This window comes from Pseudocitrobacter faecalis (assembly GCF_965231525.1).
Taxonomy (GTDB): domain Bacteria; phylum Pseudomonadota; class Gammaproteobacteria; order Enterobacterales; family Enterobacteriaceae; genus Pseudocitrobacter; species Pseudocitrobacter faecalis.
Genome location: NZ_CBDDNJ010000002.1, coordinates 1,665,421 through 1,679,327, shown reverse-complemented (window position 1 = coordinate 1,679,327; position 13,907 = coordinate 1,665,421). Strand labels below are relative to the sequence as shown.

Sequence of the window (13,907 nt, the reverse complement as noted above, 5' to 3'; positions counted from 1 at the left end):
TTCCCGGTAACGCTTCGCTTACCGGGTCTGCAAATTTACACACTCCATGGCATAGCCGGTCGGGTGAGCATAACATCACCCGGCACATGCGCAGAAACTAGTGGTTAATCAGGTTTGTCAGTAGCCACGGGTGCTTTTATTCTCCCTTCGTTAAATCGCCACCAATCCCCGCACGCCCTGCGCCTCCATTTCATCACCGCGCCCGCGCTGGATAATCGCCCCGCGCGACATCACCAGATAGTTATCCGCAAGTTCGGCAGCGAAATCGTAAAACTGCTCCACCAGCAGAATCGCCATATCACCGCGATTGGCGAGGCTTCTGATCACCGCGCCAATCTCTTTGATGACCGATGGCTGAATACCTTCGGTCGGTTCATCAAGAATAAGCAGCTCCGGGCGACAGGCAAGCGCGCGGCCAATCGCCAGTTGCTGCTGTTGCCCGCCGGAGAGATCGCCGCCGCGTCGCTGTTTCATTTCACGCAGCACCGGGAAAAGTTCATAAATCTCTTGCGGAACGGCACTGGCGTCACGCCCGGAGAAACGCGCCAGCCCCATCAACAGGTTTTCTTCTACCGTCAGACGCGGGAATATTTCGCGCCCCTGCGGCACATACGCAATCCCTTGCTGCACGCGCTGATGCGGCTTCATCCCGTTAATCACCTTCCCTTTCCAGCGGATCTCACCAGATTTCGCCGGAATCACGCCCATCAGACATTTCAGCAGCGTGGTTTTGCCCACGCCGTTGCGCCCTAACAGGCAGGTGATTTCCCCCGGCGTGGTGTCGAACGATAAGCCACGCAGAATGTGGCTGCCGCCGTAATATTGATTAAGATCCTGAACCTGCAACATATTAGCGCCCCAGATAAACGTCGATAACCTGCTCATTGGCCTGCACGTCGCGCAACGAGCCCTCCGCCAGCACCTGCCCCTGATGCAGCACCGTCACGTGGTCGGCGATACTTTCGACAAATCCCATATCGTGCTCAACCACCATCAATGAGTGCTTTCCTGCCAGCGTCCGAAACAGTTCAGCGATGTATTCCGTTTCCGCATCCGTCAGCCCGGCGGCGGGTTCATCCAGCAGCAACAGATGCGGCTCCTGCACCAGCAGCATGCCAATTTCCAGAAACTGCTTTTGCCCGTGGGATAACAACCCCGCGGCGCGCTGACTGGCGTCGGTAAGACGCAGCAGATGCAGCACCTCATGGATGTGATCCCGCTGCTCACCGCTGAGTTTAGCGCGCAGGCTGTGCCACACGGATTTGTCATTTTTTTGCGCGATTTCGAGGTTTTCCAGCACCGTCAGCGCGTCAAACACGGTGGGTTTCTGAAACTTGCGGCCAATCCCCGCGCGGGCAATCTCAACGGGCGATAAGGTGCGCAGATCGATAGTCTGATCGTAAAAAATCCGCCCATTATCTGGCTGCGTTTTCCCGGTGATCACATCCATCAGCGTGGTTTTGCCCGCGCCGTTAGGGCCAATCACGCAGCGCAGTTCACCCACGCCAATGGACAATGAGAGATCGGTTAACGCACGAAAGCCGTCAAAGGTGACGTTGATTTTTTCCAGTTGCAGCACCGGGTCGGTTTTGCCGCGATAGCGATCCTGTGGCAGCGGCTGGGTAAAAAGGGAATCAGTCATGCTTCCTCCGTTTGAGCAGGCCAATCACGCCGCGTGGTAAAAACAGGGTCACCAGAATAAACATCAGGCCGAGGAAAAAGAGCCAGTAGTCCGGGAAGGCGACGGTAAACCAGCTTTTCGCACCGTTCACAATGCCCGCGCCCAGCACCGGGCCAATCAGCGATCCGCGACCACCGAGCGCCACCCAAATCGCCGCCTCAATAGAGTTAGTGGGCGACATTTCACTGGGGTTGATAATGCCCACCTGCGGCACATACAGCGCTCCCGCCAGGCCACACAACACCGCTGACAGCGTCCAGACGAACAGCTTGAAACCACGTGGATCGTAGCCGCAGAACATCAGGCGATTTTCCGCATCGCGCACGCCGGTCAGCACGCGGCCAAACTTGCTGCGAGTCAGCGCCACGCCGATTGCCAGCGCCGCCACCAGCAGCAACACGGTGGCGATAAACAGCGCAATGCGTGTGCCCGTCGCCGACACAGGGAAGCCTAAAATGGTGGTGAATCCCGTAAAGCCGTTATTGCCGCCAAAACCGGTTTCGTTACGGAAAAACAGCAACATACCCGCGTAGGTCAGCGCCTGGGTCATGATCGAGAAGTAGACATCTTTGATGCGCGAGCGGAAAGCGAAGTAGCCAAACAGCAGCGCCAGCAGGCCAGGTACCAGAATGATCAGGCACAGCGCCCAGGCAAAATGCTGGGTACCGACCCAGAACCACGGCAGTTCCGTCCACGAGAGAAATGACATAAACGCCGGTAAGCTGTCGCCCGCGGCCTGGCGCATCAGGTACATGCCCATCGCGTAGCCGCCAAGGGCGAAGAATAACCCGTGTCCAAGCGAGAGCAGACCGGCGTAGCCCCACACCAGATCCAGCGCCACGGCGACAATCGCATAGCACAGAATTTTGCCGATTAGCGTAAGCGTGTAGGTTGACATCGCCAGCGGATGCGCCGCAGGCAACAGCGCCAGAAACGGCAGAATCAGCAGCGCGATGAAAATCAACGCGCCGAGTGCGCCCGACACACGCGGCGCGCGGCGGGCTAAAGTCAGTGTCAGTGGCTGGCTCATCAGTCAATCACCCTCCCTTTGAAGGCAAACAGCCCCTGTGGCCGCTTCTGGATAAACAGTACAATCATCACCAGGATGGCGATTTTACCCAGCACCGCACCAAGCTGCGGTTCGAGAAACTTATTCAGCACGCCCAGGCCCAGCGCGGCCACCACGGTACCTGCCAGTTGCCCAACACCGCCGGTCACCACCACCAGGAAGGAGTCGATGATGTAACCCTGTCCCAGCTCCGGCCCCACATTGCCCAACTGAGATAACGCCACGCCGCCCAACCCGGCAATGCCGGAACCCAGCCCAAACGCCAGCATATCCACACGCCCGGTCGGTACACCGCAGCAATCTGCCATCCGGCGATTCTGTGTGACCGCCCGTACGTTCATTCCGAGACGGGTTTTATTGAGCAGCAGCCAGGTCAGCGCCAGCACGCCCGCCACGAAAACAATCACCGCGATACGGTTGTACGGCAGCACCAGATTCGGCAGCGCGTTCCAGCCGCCCGATAACCACGCCGGGTTCGCCACTTCCAGGTTCTGCGTGCCAAATATTACGCGCACCAGTTGGATCAGCATCAGGCTGATCCCCCACGTCGCCAGCAGCGTTTCCAGCGGTCGCCCATATAAATGGCGAATGATCGTGCGCTCAAGCAGCATCCCGATCACGGCGGTGATGGCGAAAGCCACCGGCAGCGCCGCCAGTGGGTAAAGTGCCAGCCAGTCCGGCGCGTATCGGGCAAAGACGTCCTGCACCAGCCAGGTCGCGTATGCGCCCAACATCAGCATTTCTCCGTGGGCCATATTGATAACGCCCAGCAAGCCGTAAGTAATGGCCAGGCCCAGCGCCGCCAGCAGCAGAATCGAGCCCAGTGATAAGCCACTAAACGCCAGCCCCAGCCATTCGCCCCATTTCAGGCGTTGCTGGATCTGTTTCAGGCTATCGGCAGCCGCCTCGCGTACCGCCGCATCCGGTTCGTTTTCTGGCTGGGTGAGACGGTTCAGACTCGCCTGTACCTGCGGGTCGCTGGCCTCGCCCAGTAATTTCACCGCCTGCAAACGCTGGGCCGGGCGGCTATCGGTTAACTGTAATCCGGCGACCGCGATACCCAGCGCCTGATGTACGGCGTTATTCTTTTCAGCAGCAAGACGCTGGCTGAGAAACGGCAACTGATCTGCCTGCGCGCTGGTCTGCAACGCCTGCGCCGCCTGCAACCGCACAGCATCGTCCGGGCTTACCAGTTGATGCGCCGACAGCGCACTGACGACCAGCCCACGCAGGCGGTTATTCATAAACACTTTTTTCGTCGCGCCTGCGGGCACAGCGTCGCCCTCCAGCGGCGTCAATGTGCCCTGTTGTTGTGAAAAAAGCTGCCCCTGGGTGTCCATCACCACCGTTTCACGGTTCAACGCCTGTAACAGCGTCAGACGGGAAGCGTCCGGCGTTTGCGCCCACTGTTGCAACAACTGCGCCTGCTGGCTGCGGTTCGCCTTGCCGTACTCTTCGGCGGGGCCGGCCAGCGCCGAGGTTGCCATCAACAGACAGCTAATAAAAAGAGTGCTTAAAATTTTCATCGTGTCGGTGTCTTCTTTTGTGGCCCGACGACGCCGGGCCAGCCAACCGTTGGCAGAGGCGTCATCCGCCCCCACCGCTGCGATTATTTACCGCCCGTCTTCACCGGACTTTCCGATTTTTTATCATTGCCCGGAATGTACGGGCTCCACGGCTGCGCGCGCACCGGTTGTTCGGTCTGCCATACGACGTTGAACTGGCCGTTATCTTCGATTTCGCCAATCATCACCGGTTTATGCAGGTGGTGATTAGTGGCGTCCATGGTGAGGGTGAAGCCGCTCGGCGCAGCAAACGATTGATTCGCCATCGCTTCCCGCACTTTATCAACATCCGTGGTGCCTGCTTTTTCCACCGCCTGAGCCCACATGTGGATACCGACATAGGTCGCTTCCATCGGGTCGTTGGTCACCACGGTATCGGCGTTCGGTAATTTATGCGCTTTGGCATAGGCGCGATAATCCGCCACGAATTTGCTGTTCACCGGGTTGCTGACCGATTCAAAGTAGTTCCACGCGGCCAGGTGACCCACCAGCGGTTTGGTGTCAATGCCGCGCAATTCCTCTTCGCCGACAGAGAACGCCACCACCGGCACGTCGGTGGATTTAATGCCCTGATTTGCCAGCTCTTTGTAGAACGGAACATTGGAGTCACCGTTGATGGTGGAGATCACCGCCGTTTTACCGCCTGCGGAGAATTTTTTGATGTTAGAGACGATCGTCTGATAGTCGCTGTAACCAAACGGCGTATACACCTCTTCAATGTCTTTATCCTGAACGCCTTTTGAATGCAGGAACGCGCGCAGAATTTTGTTGGTGGTGCGCGGATAAACGTAGTCGGTGCCCAGCAGGAAGAAGCGCTTCGCCCCGCCACCGTCTTCGCTCATCATGTATTCCACCGCCGGGATAGCCTGCTGATTAGGCGCGGCCCCGGTATAGAACACATTTGGCGACATCTCTTCACCTTCATACTGCACCGGATAGAACAGCAGGCCGTTCAGTTCTTCAAATACCGGCAGCACCGATTTGCGCGACACCGACGTCCAGCAGCCAAACACCACGGCGGCTTTATCCTGGCTCAGCAGCTGGCGCGCCTTTTCCGCGAACAGCGGCCAGTTGGACGCCGGATCAACCACCACCGGCTCCAGCTTTTTACCCAGCACGCCGCCTTTGGCGTTGATTTCATCAATGGTCATCAGCGCCATATCCTTCAGCGGCGTTTCTGAAATCGCCATCGTGCCGGAGAGCGAGTGCATGATGCCGACTTTAATGGTGTCTGCTGCGTATGCCTGTAACGAGATGCCCATGCTCAAAAACGTCGCGGAGAGGGCAAAAGCTTTCAGTAAAGAACGTCTTTTCATCACTAAACCCCTAAATAATATTGATTAATGTCTCCGCAGATGCGGAGCGGGAACGTCTTACAACCTGGCCTGCTGAAGCCGGTGCAGGGTAATTTTTCTGACCTCGGCTTTACTCTGTGAAATGTGTTCCGTCAGCAGGCGCTGCGCCTCTTCTCTTTGCTGACGCAGCACCGCCTGCAAAATGCGCGCGTGCTCCTGATAGGTGGCATCCACGCGGTCCTCGCGGGTGAAGTCGAGATGGCGAATAATGCGAATCTTTTCCGTCAGCTCGATATGTACGCGCACCATTTCTTCGTTGCCGCTGGCGCGCACCAGTGTGGTATGAAAAGCCTCGTCATGGCGCGAAAGCGTTTTGCCAGGCGCCATGCGCGGCGCGTCTATCCAGAAATCCACCAGCGGCGCGAGGTGGTTCTGGCATGTTGCGGGCGGCATGTCGCACAGGCGCTTTACCGCTTCACACTCCAGTACGATGCGAAAGTCGTACAGCGCTTCGAACCATGCGAAGTCAAAGGGTTTGACTTGCCAACCGCTCCGGCTGTACACCTGCACGTAGCCCTCCTGTTCGAGACGAAACAGGGCCTGACGCACCGGCGTACGGCTGGCGGCCATCCGCTCTGAAATTTCGTTTTCGCTGAAATGCTCACCGGGCATCAGGCGAAAATCGAAGATGTCATTTTTCAGCGCGTGATAGATGCGCTCACCAAGGCCGGGGCTACGTTTGCTGCTTTCCATTCCGCCCCCTTACTCCAGCCACAGCAGCGCATCACCGGGGCTGACCGGGTGCCCCGGCTGACAGGCGATGCGTTTCACTGTTCCCGCTTTAGGTGCGTGGATCGCCAGTTCCATTTTCATCGCTTCGACGATGATCAGCGGCTGCCCGTCCGTCACCTCATCGCCCGGTTTCACCAGCACTTTCCAGATGTTGCCGTTCATATCGCCGGTCACGGCGAACGCATCATCATCGGCTTCCTCGATGACGACCTGATGCGGGCGTTCTGCGTCGACGGCTTGTTCATCCATCTGCCAGCGCGCGACTTCGCTTTCAAAGGCCAGCGCCTGCTTCTCGCGGAAATGGCGAATCTCGTCAGCGTTGTCCTCAAGGAAGCGCAGATGCTCGGCAAAATCGAACTCGCTCTCTTCGATGCGCACGGTGGCCCGTCCTTCACGGAAATCATCACGCAGTTGATTGAGTTCGCTTTCGCTGACCGGATAGAAGCGTACCTGGTCGAAGAAGCGCAGCAGCCACGGTTCGCCCGCCGCGAACTGACGGTTTTTGAGGAATTTGTTCCAGATAGGCAGCGTGCGCCCGACCAGTTGATAACCGCCGGGGGAGTCCATGCCATAGATGCACATATACATGCCGCCAATACCGACCGTGCCTTCGGCGGTAAAGGTACGCGCCGGGTTGTATTTCGAACTCAGCAGGCGGTGACGCGGGTCAATGGGTACAGCGCAAGGTGCGCCCAGGTAAACATCACCCAGCCCGAGGATCAGATAGCTGGCATCGAAAATCGTGTCACGCACCGCCTCCCGGCTCGCCAGCCCATTGATGCGCTGAATGAAATCAACGTTATTTGGCAGCCACGGCGCACTGGCGCGAACCGTATCCTGATAGCGGCTGACGGCGTCCAGCGTGGCGGTGTCTTCAAAAGCCATCGGCAGCCAGACGATGCGCGACGGGACTTTCATCGCGCTGACATCGCCCATGTGCGACTCCTGCTCCAGAAGAATCGCCACCAGCGCCTGCTGGCTGATTTCACGGCTGTCGTAGCGCACCTGTAGCGAGCGCACGCCCGGCGAAAGCTCTTTAACACCCGGATGTGATAAATCGTTCAGCCGCGCCATAAGCAGATGCACGCGCAGGCGCAGCGCCAGATCGAGGACGTTGTCACCGTATTCAATCAGGATGTAGTTATCCCCCGCCTGGCGATAGACGATGGCGGGCGTTGTCACGCTGGCGGGCAACGACACCAGCGCCGCCGCCGAGACGCCATCACGCGCGGCCAGCGATGGCACGGCAAATGTCGCCAGATGGCTGGACTGGAGTGTATCGATCGTGCGATCCATCGCCTTTTCCCGTGCGACGGCATCGGCCACGCTTATCGGGTAGAAGCGAATCGTGTCGCCCGGCTTCACCTGCCCCACTTTCCATAGCTCCGCTTTCGCAATGGTGACCGGGCAAACAAAACCGCCAAGACTTGGCCCGTCGCGCGTCAGGATCACCGGGAAATCACCGGTGAAGTTAATCGCGCCAATCGCGTACTCGCAGTCATGCACGTTGGAGGGGTGCAACCCGGCTTCGCCACCGTCCGGGCGAGTCCATTCCGGTTTTGGACCGACCAGACGCACGCCCAGGCGATTAGAGTTGTAATGCACCTGCCATTCACTGGCGAAAAAATCATCAATCGATTTTTGACTGAAGAAATCCGGTGCGCCGTGTGGGCCATACAGCACGCCGATGCGCCAGCTATCGCCATACTCTGGCACCAGCGACGCGGCCAGCGCCTGCGGTTCGCTCACCGGTGCAGGCGTAGTACAGGCGCTCAGCTCCGGGCGCGAAACGGGCAGCAGATCGGCGACTTTCAGCGTGCGTCCGGCATGGCCGCCAAACTGGCCCAGCGCGAAGGTGGAACGGCTTCCGAGGTACTCCGGCACATCAAAACCGTTACGTACGGCGAGGTACGCGCGACACCCCGCTTTTGCGCGCCCAAGGCTGAGGGTTTGCCCGCGTTTAACCGTGACCGGCTGCCAGAGCGGCACGGGCGTCTCATCCAGCAGCGCCTGACAATCAGCCCCGGTGAGGGCAATGACCGCGTCTGTGTGAAAACGCAATACTGGCCCCTGAAGCGTAAATTCCAGCCCGGCGGCGGTGTGGTGATTGCCGACAATGCGGTTCGCCAGCCGAAAGGCGTAATCATCCATCGGCCCGGACGGCGGTACGCCGATATCCCAGTAACCGAGGCGCCCCGGATAATCCTGAATACTGCTCCAGGTGCCAGGCTGCAGCACTTCAATCACCGGCGATTCTGCCTCTACGCTATCGAGCCAGCGCGTCCAGACGCGGCCTTCTGTGAACGCCTCGCTTGACGTTATCTGACGCAGATAATCGAGATTGGTGGTGATACCGTGCAACCGCGTGGCATTCAGCGCCTGAGCCAGTTTGTCCAGCGCCGCCTCGCGGGTATCCGCATGCACAATCAGCTTGGCAATCATCGGGTCGTAAAATGCAGAGACGTCACTGCCCGTCGCCACGCCGCTGTCAATGCGTACACCGTCCGGGAAGGCGACTTCCGTTAGCACGCCGGGGCTCGGCTGGAAGTTCTTCAGCGGGTTTTCCGCATAGATGCGCACTTCCATCGCCGCGCCCTGCGGGGCCTGCGCCAGACGCGCCCAGTCGATGCTTTCACCGGCGGCGACGCGCAGCATACACGCCACCAGATCCAGCCCGGTAACGCACTCGGTGACCGGATGCTCCACCTGCAAACGGGTGTTCACTTCGAGGAAGTAAAATGCGTCCTGCTCGGGGTCATAGATAAATTCCACCGTACCTGCGCTGCGGTAATTCACCAGCTTGCCCAGCTCAACGGCGGCATTCAGTAGTGCTTCGCGCGTGGCTTGCGGCAGATTCGGCGCGGGGGTCTCTTCCACCACCTTCTGATTGCGCCGCTGAAGAGAGCAGTCGCGCTCACCCAGGGCGACAACATTGCCGTTGCCATCGCCAAAGATCTGCACTTCGATATGCCGGGCGCGATCGATACAGCGCTCAATAAACACGCCGGCATCGCTAAAGAACTGTTCGCCGAGACGACGCACGCTCTCCCACGCCTGCACCAATGCTTCACGGTCGGCGCAGCGTGTCAGACCAATACCGCCGCCACCCGCCGTGCTTTTAAGCATCACCGGATAGCCAATTTTCTGCGCCGCGTTTAGTGCCTCGTCAATGGTGTCCAGCAGCCCGGTTCCCGGCGTCATCGGCACACCGGCCTGCGCCGCCAGTTCGCGCGCCCGGTGCTTTAAGCCGAACTCGCCAATCTGCTGCGCCGTCGGGCCGACGAACGCGATGCCCGCCTGCTCGCAGGCATCGGCAAACGCCAGGCTTTCCGAGAGAAAACCGTAACCCGGCCAGATGGCCTGCGCCCCGCTTTCCTGTGCGGCAGCGATGATTTTGTCGATGCGCAGATAACTGTCGCTGGCTTTCTCCCCACCCAGCGCCAGCGCGATATCCGCCTGTTTAACGTGTTCAGCGTTTTTATCCGCGTCGGAATAGACCGCAACGCTGGTAATGCCCAGACGCGTTAAGGTACGGATAGCACGGCAGGCGATTTCACCGCGGTTAGCAATCAGGACGGTGTTAAACATGATGCGTCTCCTTGCGGCCAACCCAGTGGCGCCAGCCTTTAAATTCAGTGATATCGGTGGCGTCATCCAACGCCGCCGGTTCGCAGATAAAGCCTTTCACCCAGCGCCCGTCGGCCAGTTCCAGCGAGCCAATCCCCAGCGGGGCGGTAATTTCAGCGACAAACTCGCCAAAGCGCGCCAGCGGGATATCCCACAGCTCCACCTGGATGGCTGCGCCATCGGCATAACGCGCGATGCCCGGCTTTGGCGGCTGCGTGTTCGCCAGCGCAAAAAGCCGATAGCGGGCGGCGGTTTCTGTCGCTTCAACAAACACCGCATCGCGCTGAGTCAATTGGAAATTGAGCGGCATACCGCGCAGATGTGCGCCGACAACGGCGACGCGAACGTGATGCGCGGAAAGCGGCAGCGACGAAGAGATAGCCGGGAAGGCGTGTCCGGTTGCGCCCAGCGGCAGGGCTAACTGTTGCTGCCAGCGGCGACCAAAATCGGCCAGCGCGCGGTCATGCCAGGCCGGCGCGAGCAGCGTAATGCCAGCGGGTAAGCCATCCGCACGGAACGGGGCCGGCAGCGCGAGGGCGCTGAGATCGGCAAGGTTGGTGAAATTGGTGTAAGTGCCAAACTGCGAATTAAAGCGAATGGGCTCGCGCGCCATATCAGCCAGGGTATGAATGGTTGGTGACGTCGGCACCACCAGCGCATCAACCCCGGCGAGCGCGGTCTGAATCTTGCGTGCCAGCTCTGCCCGCAGATATTCGGCTTTAAAAGCCTCAACGGCGCTGTAGTCCAGGCCTGCGGCGATGATGGTATGCACCGTAGAGTCCATCTGCTCCGGGTGATTCAGCGTGTCACCCACCGCCACGGTGCGCTCGGCCACCCACGGGCCCTGGTAAAGCTGTTCCGCCAGTTGATAGAACGCTGTGAAATCGATGGGCTTTAGGGTCACGCCGCTTTCGCGCAGCGCACCGAGCGCCGCCTGCCAGGCCTGCTCTGCCGCACTATCGTCAAAGAACACCAGCGCATCCGGAATGGCAAGTACCGGGTTTTGCGAAAAAGTCGCAGGCGCAGTTGCCGGGTTGCTTCGGGAATAGGCATCCTCGGAGTCGAACCCTCCAGCGAGCGTGGCAACTTGCCAGGCGTCGTCCACCGTGAGGGCAAATACCGAGAGCGTGTCGTTCAGACGACAGGCAGGGAAAACCCCGGTCGCTGAGAGCCAGCCTTTGGTCGGCTTCAGCCCGACAATATTGTTGAACCCGGCGGGCACGCGGCCTGAACCGGCAGTATCGGTGCCTAATGAAAACGGCACCAGCCCGCGCGCCACCACCGACGCAGATCCAGAACTGGAACCGCCGCTCACATAATCGGGGTTAAACGCATTCGCGACGGCACCGTAAGGAGAACGCGTGCCGACCAGCCCGGTGGCAAACTGGTCCAGGTTAGTTTTACCGATAAGGATCGCGCCCGCCGCTTTCAGTTTCGCCACGGCGGTGGCGTCACGTTCCGCGACGTTGGCAATCGCCGGGCAGGCGGCGGTCGTTGGCCAGCCAGCGGCGTCTACGTTGTCTTTAATCGCAAAGGGAATACCAAACAGCGGATAACGTTCTGGCTGTTGTTGGTAGTGCGGCAACAGGGCATCAATTTGCTCGCGAAGCTGCGTTTCGCTGGCAAGCACGATCCACGCATTATCCTGCGCAGACAGCGAATGAAGATGGTCATGTAATAAAGCAAATACGTTGTCACTATTTCGCGCAATGGTCTGTTGCCATTCGCCAAGTGTTTTTCCGGTCATCACTGTCATGTTGGAATTCCTGTTGGTATACAAGATGGAATTCATATAGCAACCGGCATGCCAAATTATTAACCTATTGTTTTAAAAAAGATTAACTCATCACCATTATTATTTATAAGAATTAACTGCACCCTTTCAGAACATGCGTGAGCGATAACTGTGCAAATATTCATCAGTAAAAATAATGACCAGTAAGACAGCGAAAAGATATTCCAATGATTAAGGGGCTTTCATTTTTAACCTGACGCAATGGGATCCGCGCTGAAAAAACAGCAATTAATCACGCAAATCGCCACGGCGAAGAGGAATTTCAACTAAGGTTTTCATCAGGTTGATTGCAGCGCTCCTGCTGTTTGCCGAAATGGAGAAAACCGATGAAGAACATTGCTGCGCATCCTGTTGCGCGCCACACCCTGACCTTAAGCGCTCTGCTGCTGGCTTTTGCCGCGCAGGCGCAGGAGGAGTACCCGGCCTCCCCTGATATTCTGCTTGGGCCGCTGTTTAATGATGTGCAAAGCGCGAAACTCTTTCCCGATCAAAAAACTTTTGCCGACGCGGTGCCCAAAAGCGACCCGTTAATGATCCTCGCGGATTACCGTATGCAAAAGAGCCAAACCAGCTTTGACCTGCGCCACTTTGTGGAGATGAACTTCTCGCTGCCGCAGGCGGGCGAAACCTATGTACCGCCCAAAGGGCAGACCCTGCGCCAGCACATTGATGGCCTGTGGCCGGTCTTAACCCGCACCAGCGAAACGGCGGAAAAGTGGAGTTCACTGCTGCCGCTACCGAAACCCTATGTGGTACCCGGCGGGCGCTTTCGTGAGGTGTATTACTGGGACAGTTACTTCACCATGCTCGGCCTCGCGGAGAGCGGGCACTGGGATAAAGTGGCCGATATGGTGGCAAACTTCGCCTGGGAAATCGACACCTGGGGGCATATCCCCAATGGTAACCGCAGCTACTACTTAAGCCGTTCACAACCGCCGTTTTTCTCGCTGATGGTTGAGTTACTGGCAAAACATGACAGCGACGCGCTGAAAACCTATCTGCCACAAATGGAAAAAGAGCACGCGTACTGGATGGAGGGCGCGGAAAGTCTTCAGCCTGGCGACGCCAACAAGCGGGTGGTGAAACTGCGCGATGGCGCTCTGCTGAACCGCTACTGGGATGATAACGATACGCCGCGCCCGGAATCCTGGCTCGATGACGTGACCACCGCGAAGAAAAACCCCAATCGCCCGGCCACGGAAATCTATCGCGATCTGCGATCCGCCGCCGCATCGGGTTGGGATTTCAGCTCACGCTGGATGGATAACCCCCAGCAACTGGGCACCATTCGCACCACCAGCATCGTGCCCGTCGATCTGAACGCGCTGATGTATAAGATGGAAAAACTGATCGCCGAAGGCAGCAAAGCCGCGGGCGATACGGCGAAAAGTCACCAGTACGATACCGACGCCAACGCGCGCCAGAAGGCTATCGAAAAATATCTGTGGAACGATAAAGAGGGTTGGTACGCCGATTACGATTTGAAGTCGCACAAGGTGCGTAATCAGTTGACCGCTGCCGCCCTGTTCCCGCTGTACGTGAATGCCGCATCCCATGAGCGAGCAACCAAAGTGGCGGCGGCAACGGAAAGCCGATTATTGAAACCGGGCGGCATTACCACCACGACCATTAACAGCGGGCAACAGTGGGATGCGCCAAACGGCTGGGCACCGTTGCAGTGGGTCGCCGTGGAAGGGTTGCAGAACTATGGTCAGGAGAAAGTGGCGATGGATGTCACCTGGCGCTTCCTGAGCAACGTGCAGCACACCTACGACAAGGAGAAAAAGCTGGTGGAAAAATATGATATTACCTCCACCGGGACGGGCGGCGGCGGCGGCGAATATCCGCTACAGGACGGCTTTGGCTGGACCAACGGTGTAACGCTGAAGATGCTGGATTTGATTTGCCCGAAAGAGAAACCGTGCGATACGGTGCCGGATGCGCCAGTGCAGGCGGCGAGGTAGGGCACCCTCACCCCGCCCTCTCCCTGATGGAGAGGGAGAAAACCAGCGCAGGTCTGCAAAACCGGCTCGGTCGGTCCCCTCTCCCTGAGGGAGAGGGAGAAAACCAGCGCAGGTCTGTA

At 58.5% G+C, this 13,907-nt stretch carries 9 protein-coding genes; 1 reads left to right on the top strand and 8 read right to left on the bottom strand.

Features of this window, described 5'->3' with window-relative positions:
- Positions 1-150 precede the first annotated feature (150 nt).
- The 8 genes from urtE to atzF form a co-directional block, all read right to left on the bottom strand.
- On the bottom strand, positions 151-849 hold the full coding sequence (gene urtE, locus ACOXYR_RS08780) for an urea ABC transporter ATP-binding subunit UrtE (RefSeq protein WP_421355366.1): 699 nt from the start codon (positions 847-849) through the stop codon (positions 151-153).
- A 1-nt stretch (position 850) separates the two neighbouring features.
- Entirely contained in the window at positions 851-1,642 is a 792-nt protein-coding gene (urtD, locus tag ACOXYR_RS08775; RefSeq protein ID WP_421355268.1) for an urea ABC transporter ATP-binding protein UrtD, read from the bottom strand.
- A complete protein-coding gene (gene urtC / locus ACOXYR_RS08770) occupies positions 1,635-2,711 on the bottom strand; it encodes an urea ABC transporter permease subunit UrtC (RefSeq protein ID WP_108475365.1) in 1,077 nt (358 codons plus the stop codon). The genes urtD and urtC overlap by 8 nt, the downstream gene beginning before the upstream one ends.
- Positions 2,711-4,276: an urea ABC transporter permease subunit UrtB gene (gene urtB / locus ACOXYR_RS08765; protein ID WP_421355269.1), complete on the bottom strand. Its 1,566-nt coding sequence runs from the start codon at positions 4,274-4,276 to the stop codon at positions 2,711-2,713. The genes urtC and urtB overlap by 1 nt, the downstream gene beginning before the upstream one ends.
- An 83-nt stretch (positions 4,277-4,359) precedes the next feature.
- On the bottom strand, positions 4,360-5,631 hold the full coding sequence (gene urtA / locus ACOXYR_RS08760; protein WP_421355270.1) for an urea ABC transporter substrate-binding protein: 1,272 nt from the start codon (positions 5,629-5,631) through the stop codon (positions 4,360-4,362).
- Between the two features lie 57 nt (positions 5,632-5,688).
- Complete coding sequence (locus ACOXYR_RS08755) at positions 5,689-6,363, bottom strand: GntR family transcriptional regulator (RefSeq protein ID WP_421355271.1); 675 nt, start codon at positions 6,361-6,363, stop codon at positions 5,689-5,691.
- Between the two features lie 9 nt (positions 6,364-6,372).
- Positions 6,373-9,990 carry an urea carboxylase gene (gene uca / locus ACOXYR_RS08750; protein ID WP_421355272.1) on the bottom strand — a complete coding sequence of 1,206 codons (3,618 nt, stop codon included), beginning with the start codon at positions 9,988-9,990 and terminating at the stop codon, positions 6,373-6,375.
- Entirely contained in the window at positions 9,983-11,785 is a 1,803-nt protein-coding gene (gene atzF, locus ACOXYR_RS08745) for an allophanate hydrolase (protein WP_421355273.1), read from the bottom strand. The genes uca and atzF overlap by 8 nt, the downstream gene beginning before the upstream one ends.
- Positions 11,786-12,150: 365 nt before the next feature.
- Here atzF and ACOXYR_RS08740 point away from each other — a divergent pair, with 365 nt between their 5' ends.
- Complete coding sequence (locus ACOXYR_RS08740) at positions 12,151-13,788, top strand: alpha,alpha-trehalase (protein ID WP_421355274.1); 1,638 nt, start codon at positions 12,151-12,153, stop codon at positions 13,786-13,788.
- The last annotated feature ends 119 nt before the right edge of the window (positions 13,789-13,907 follow it).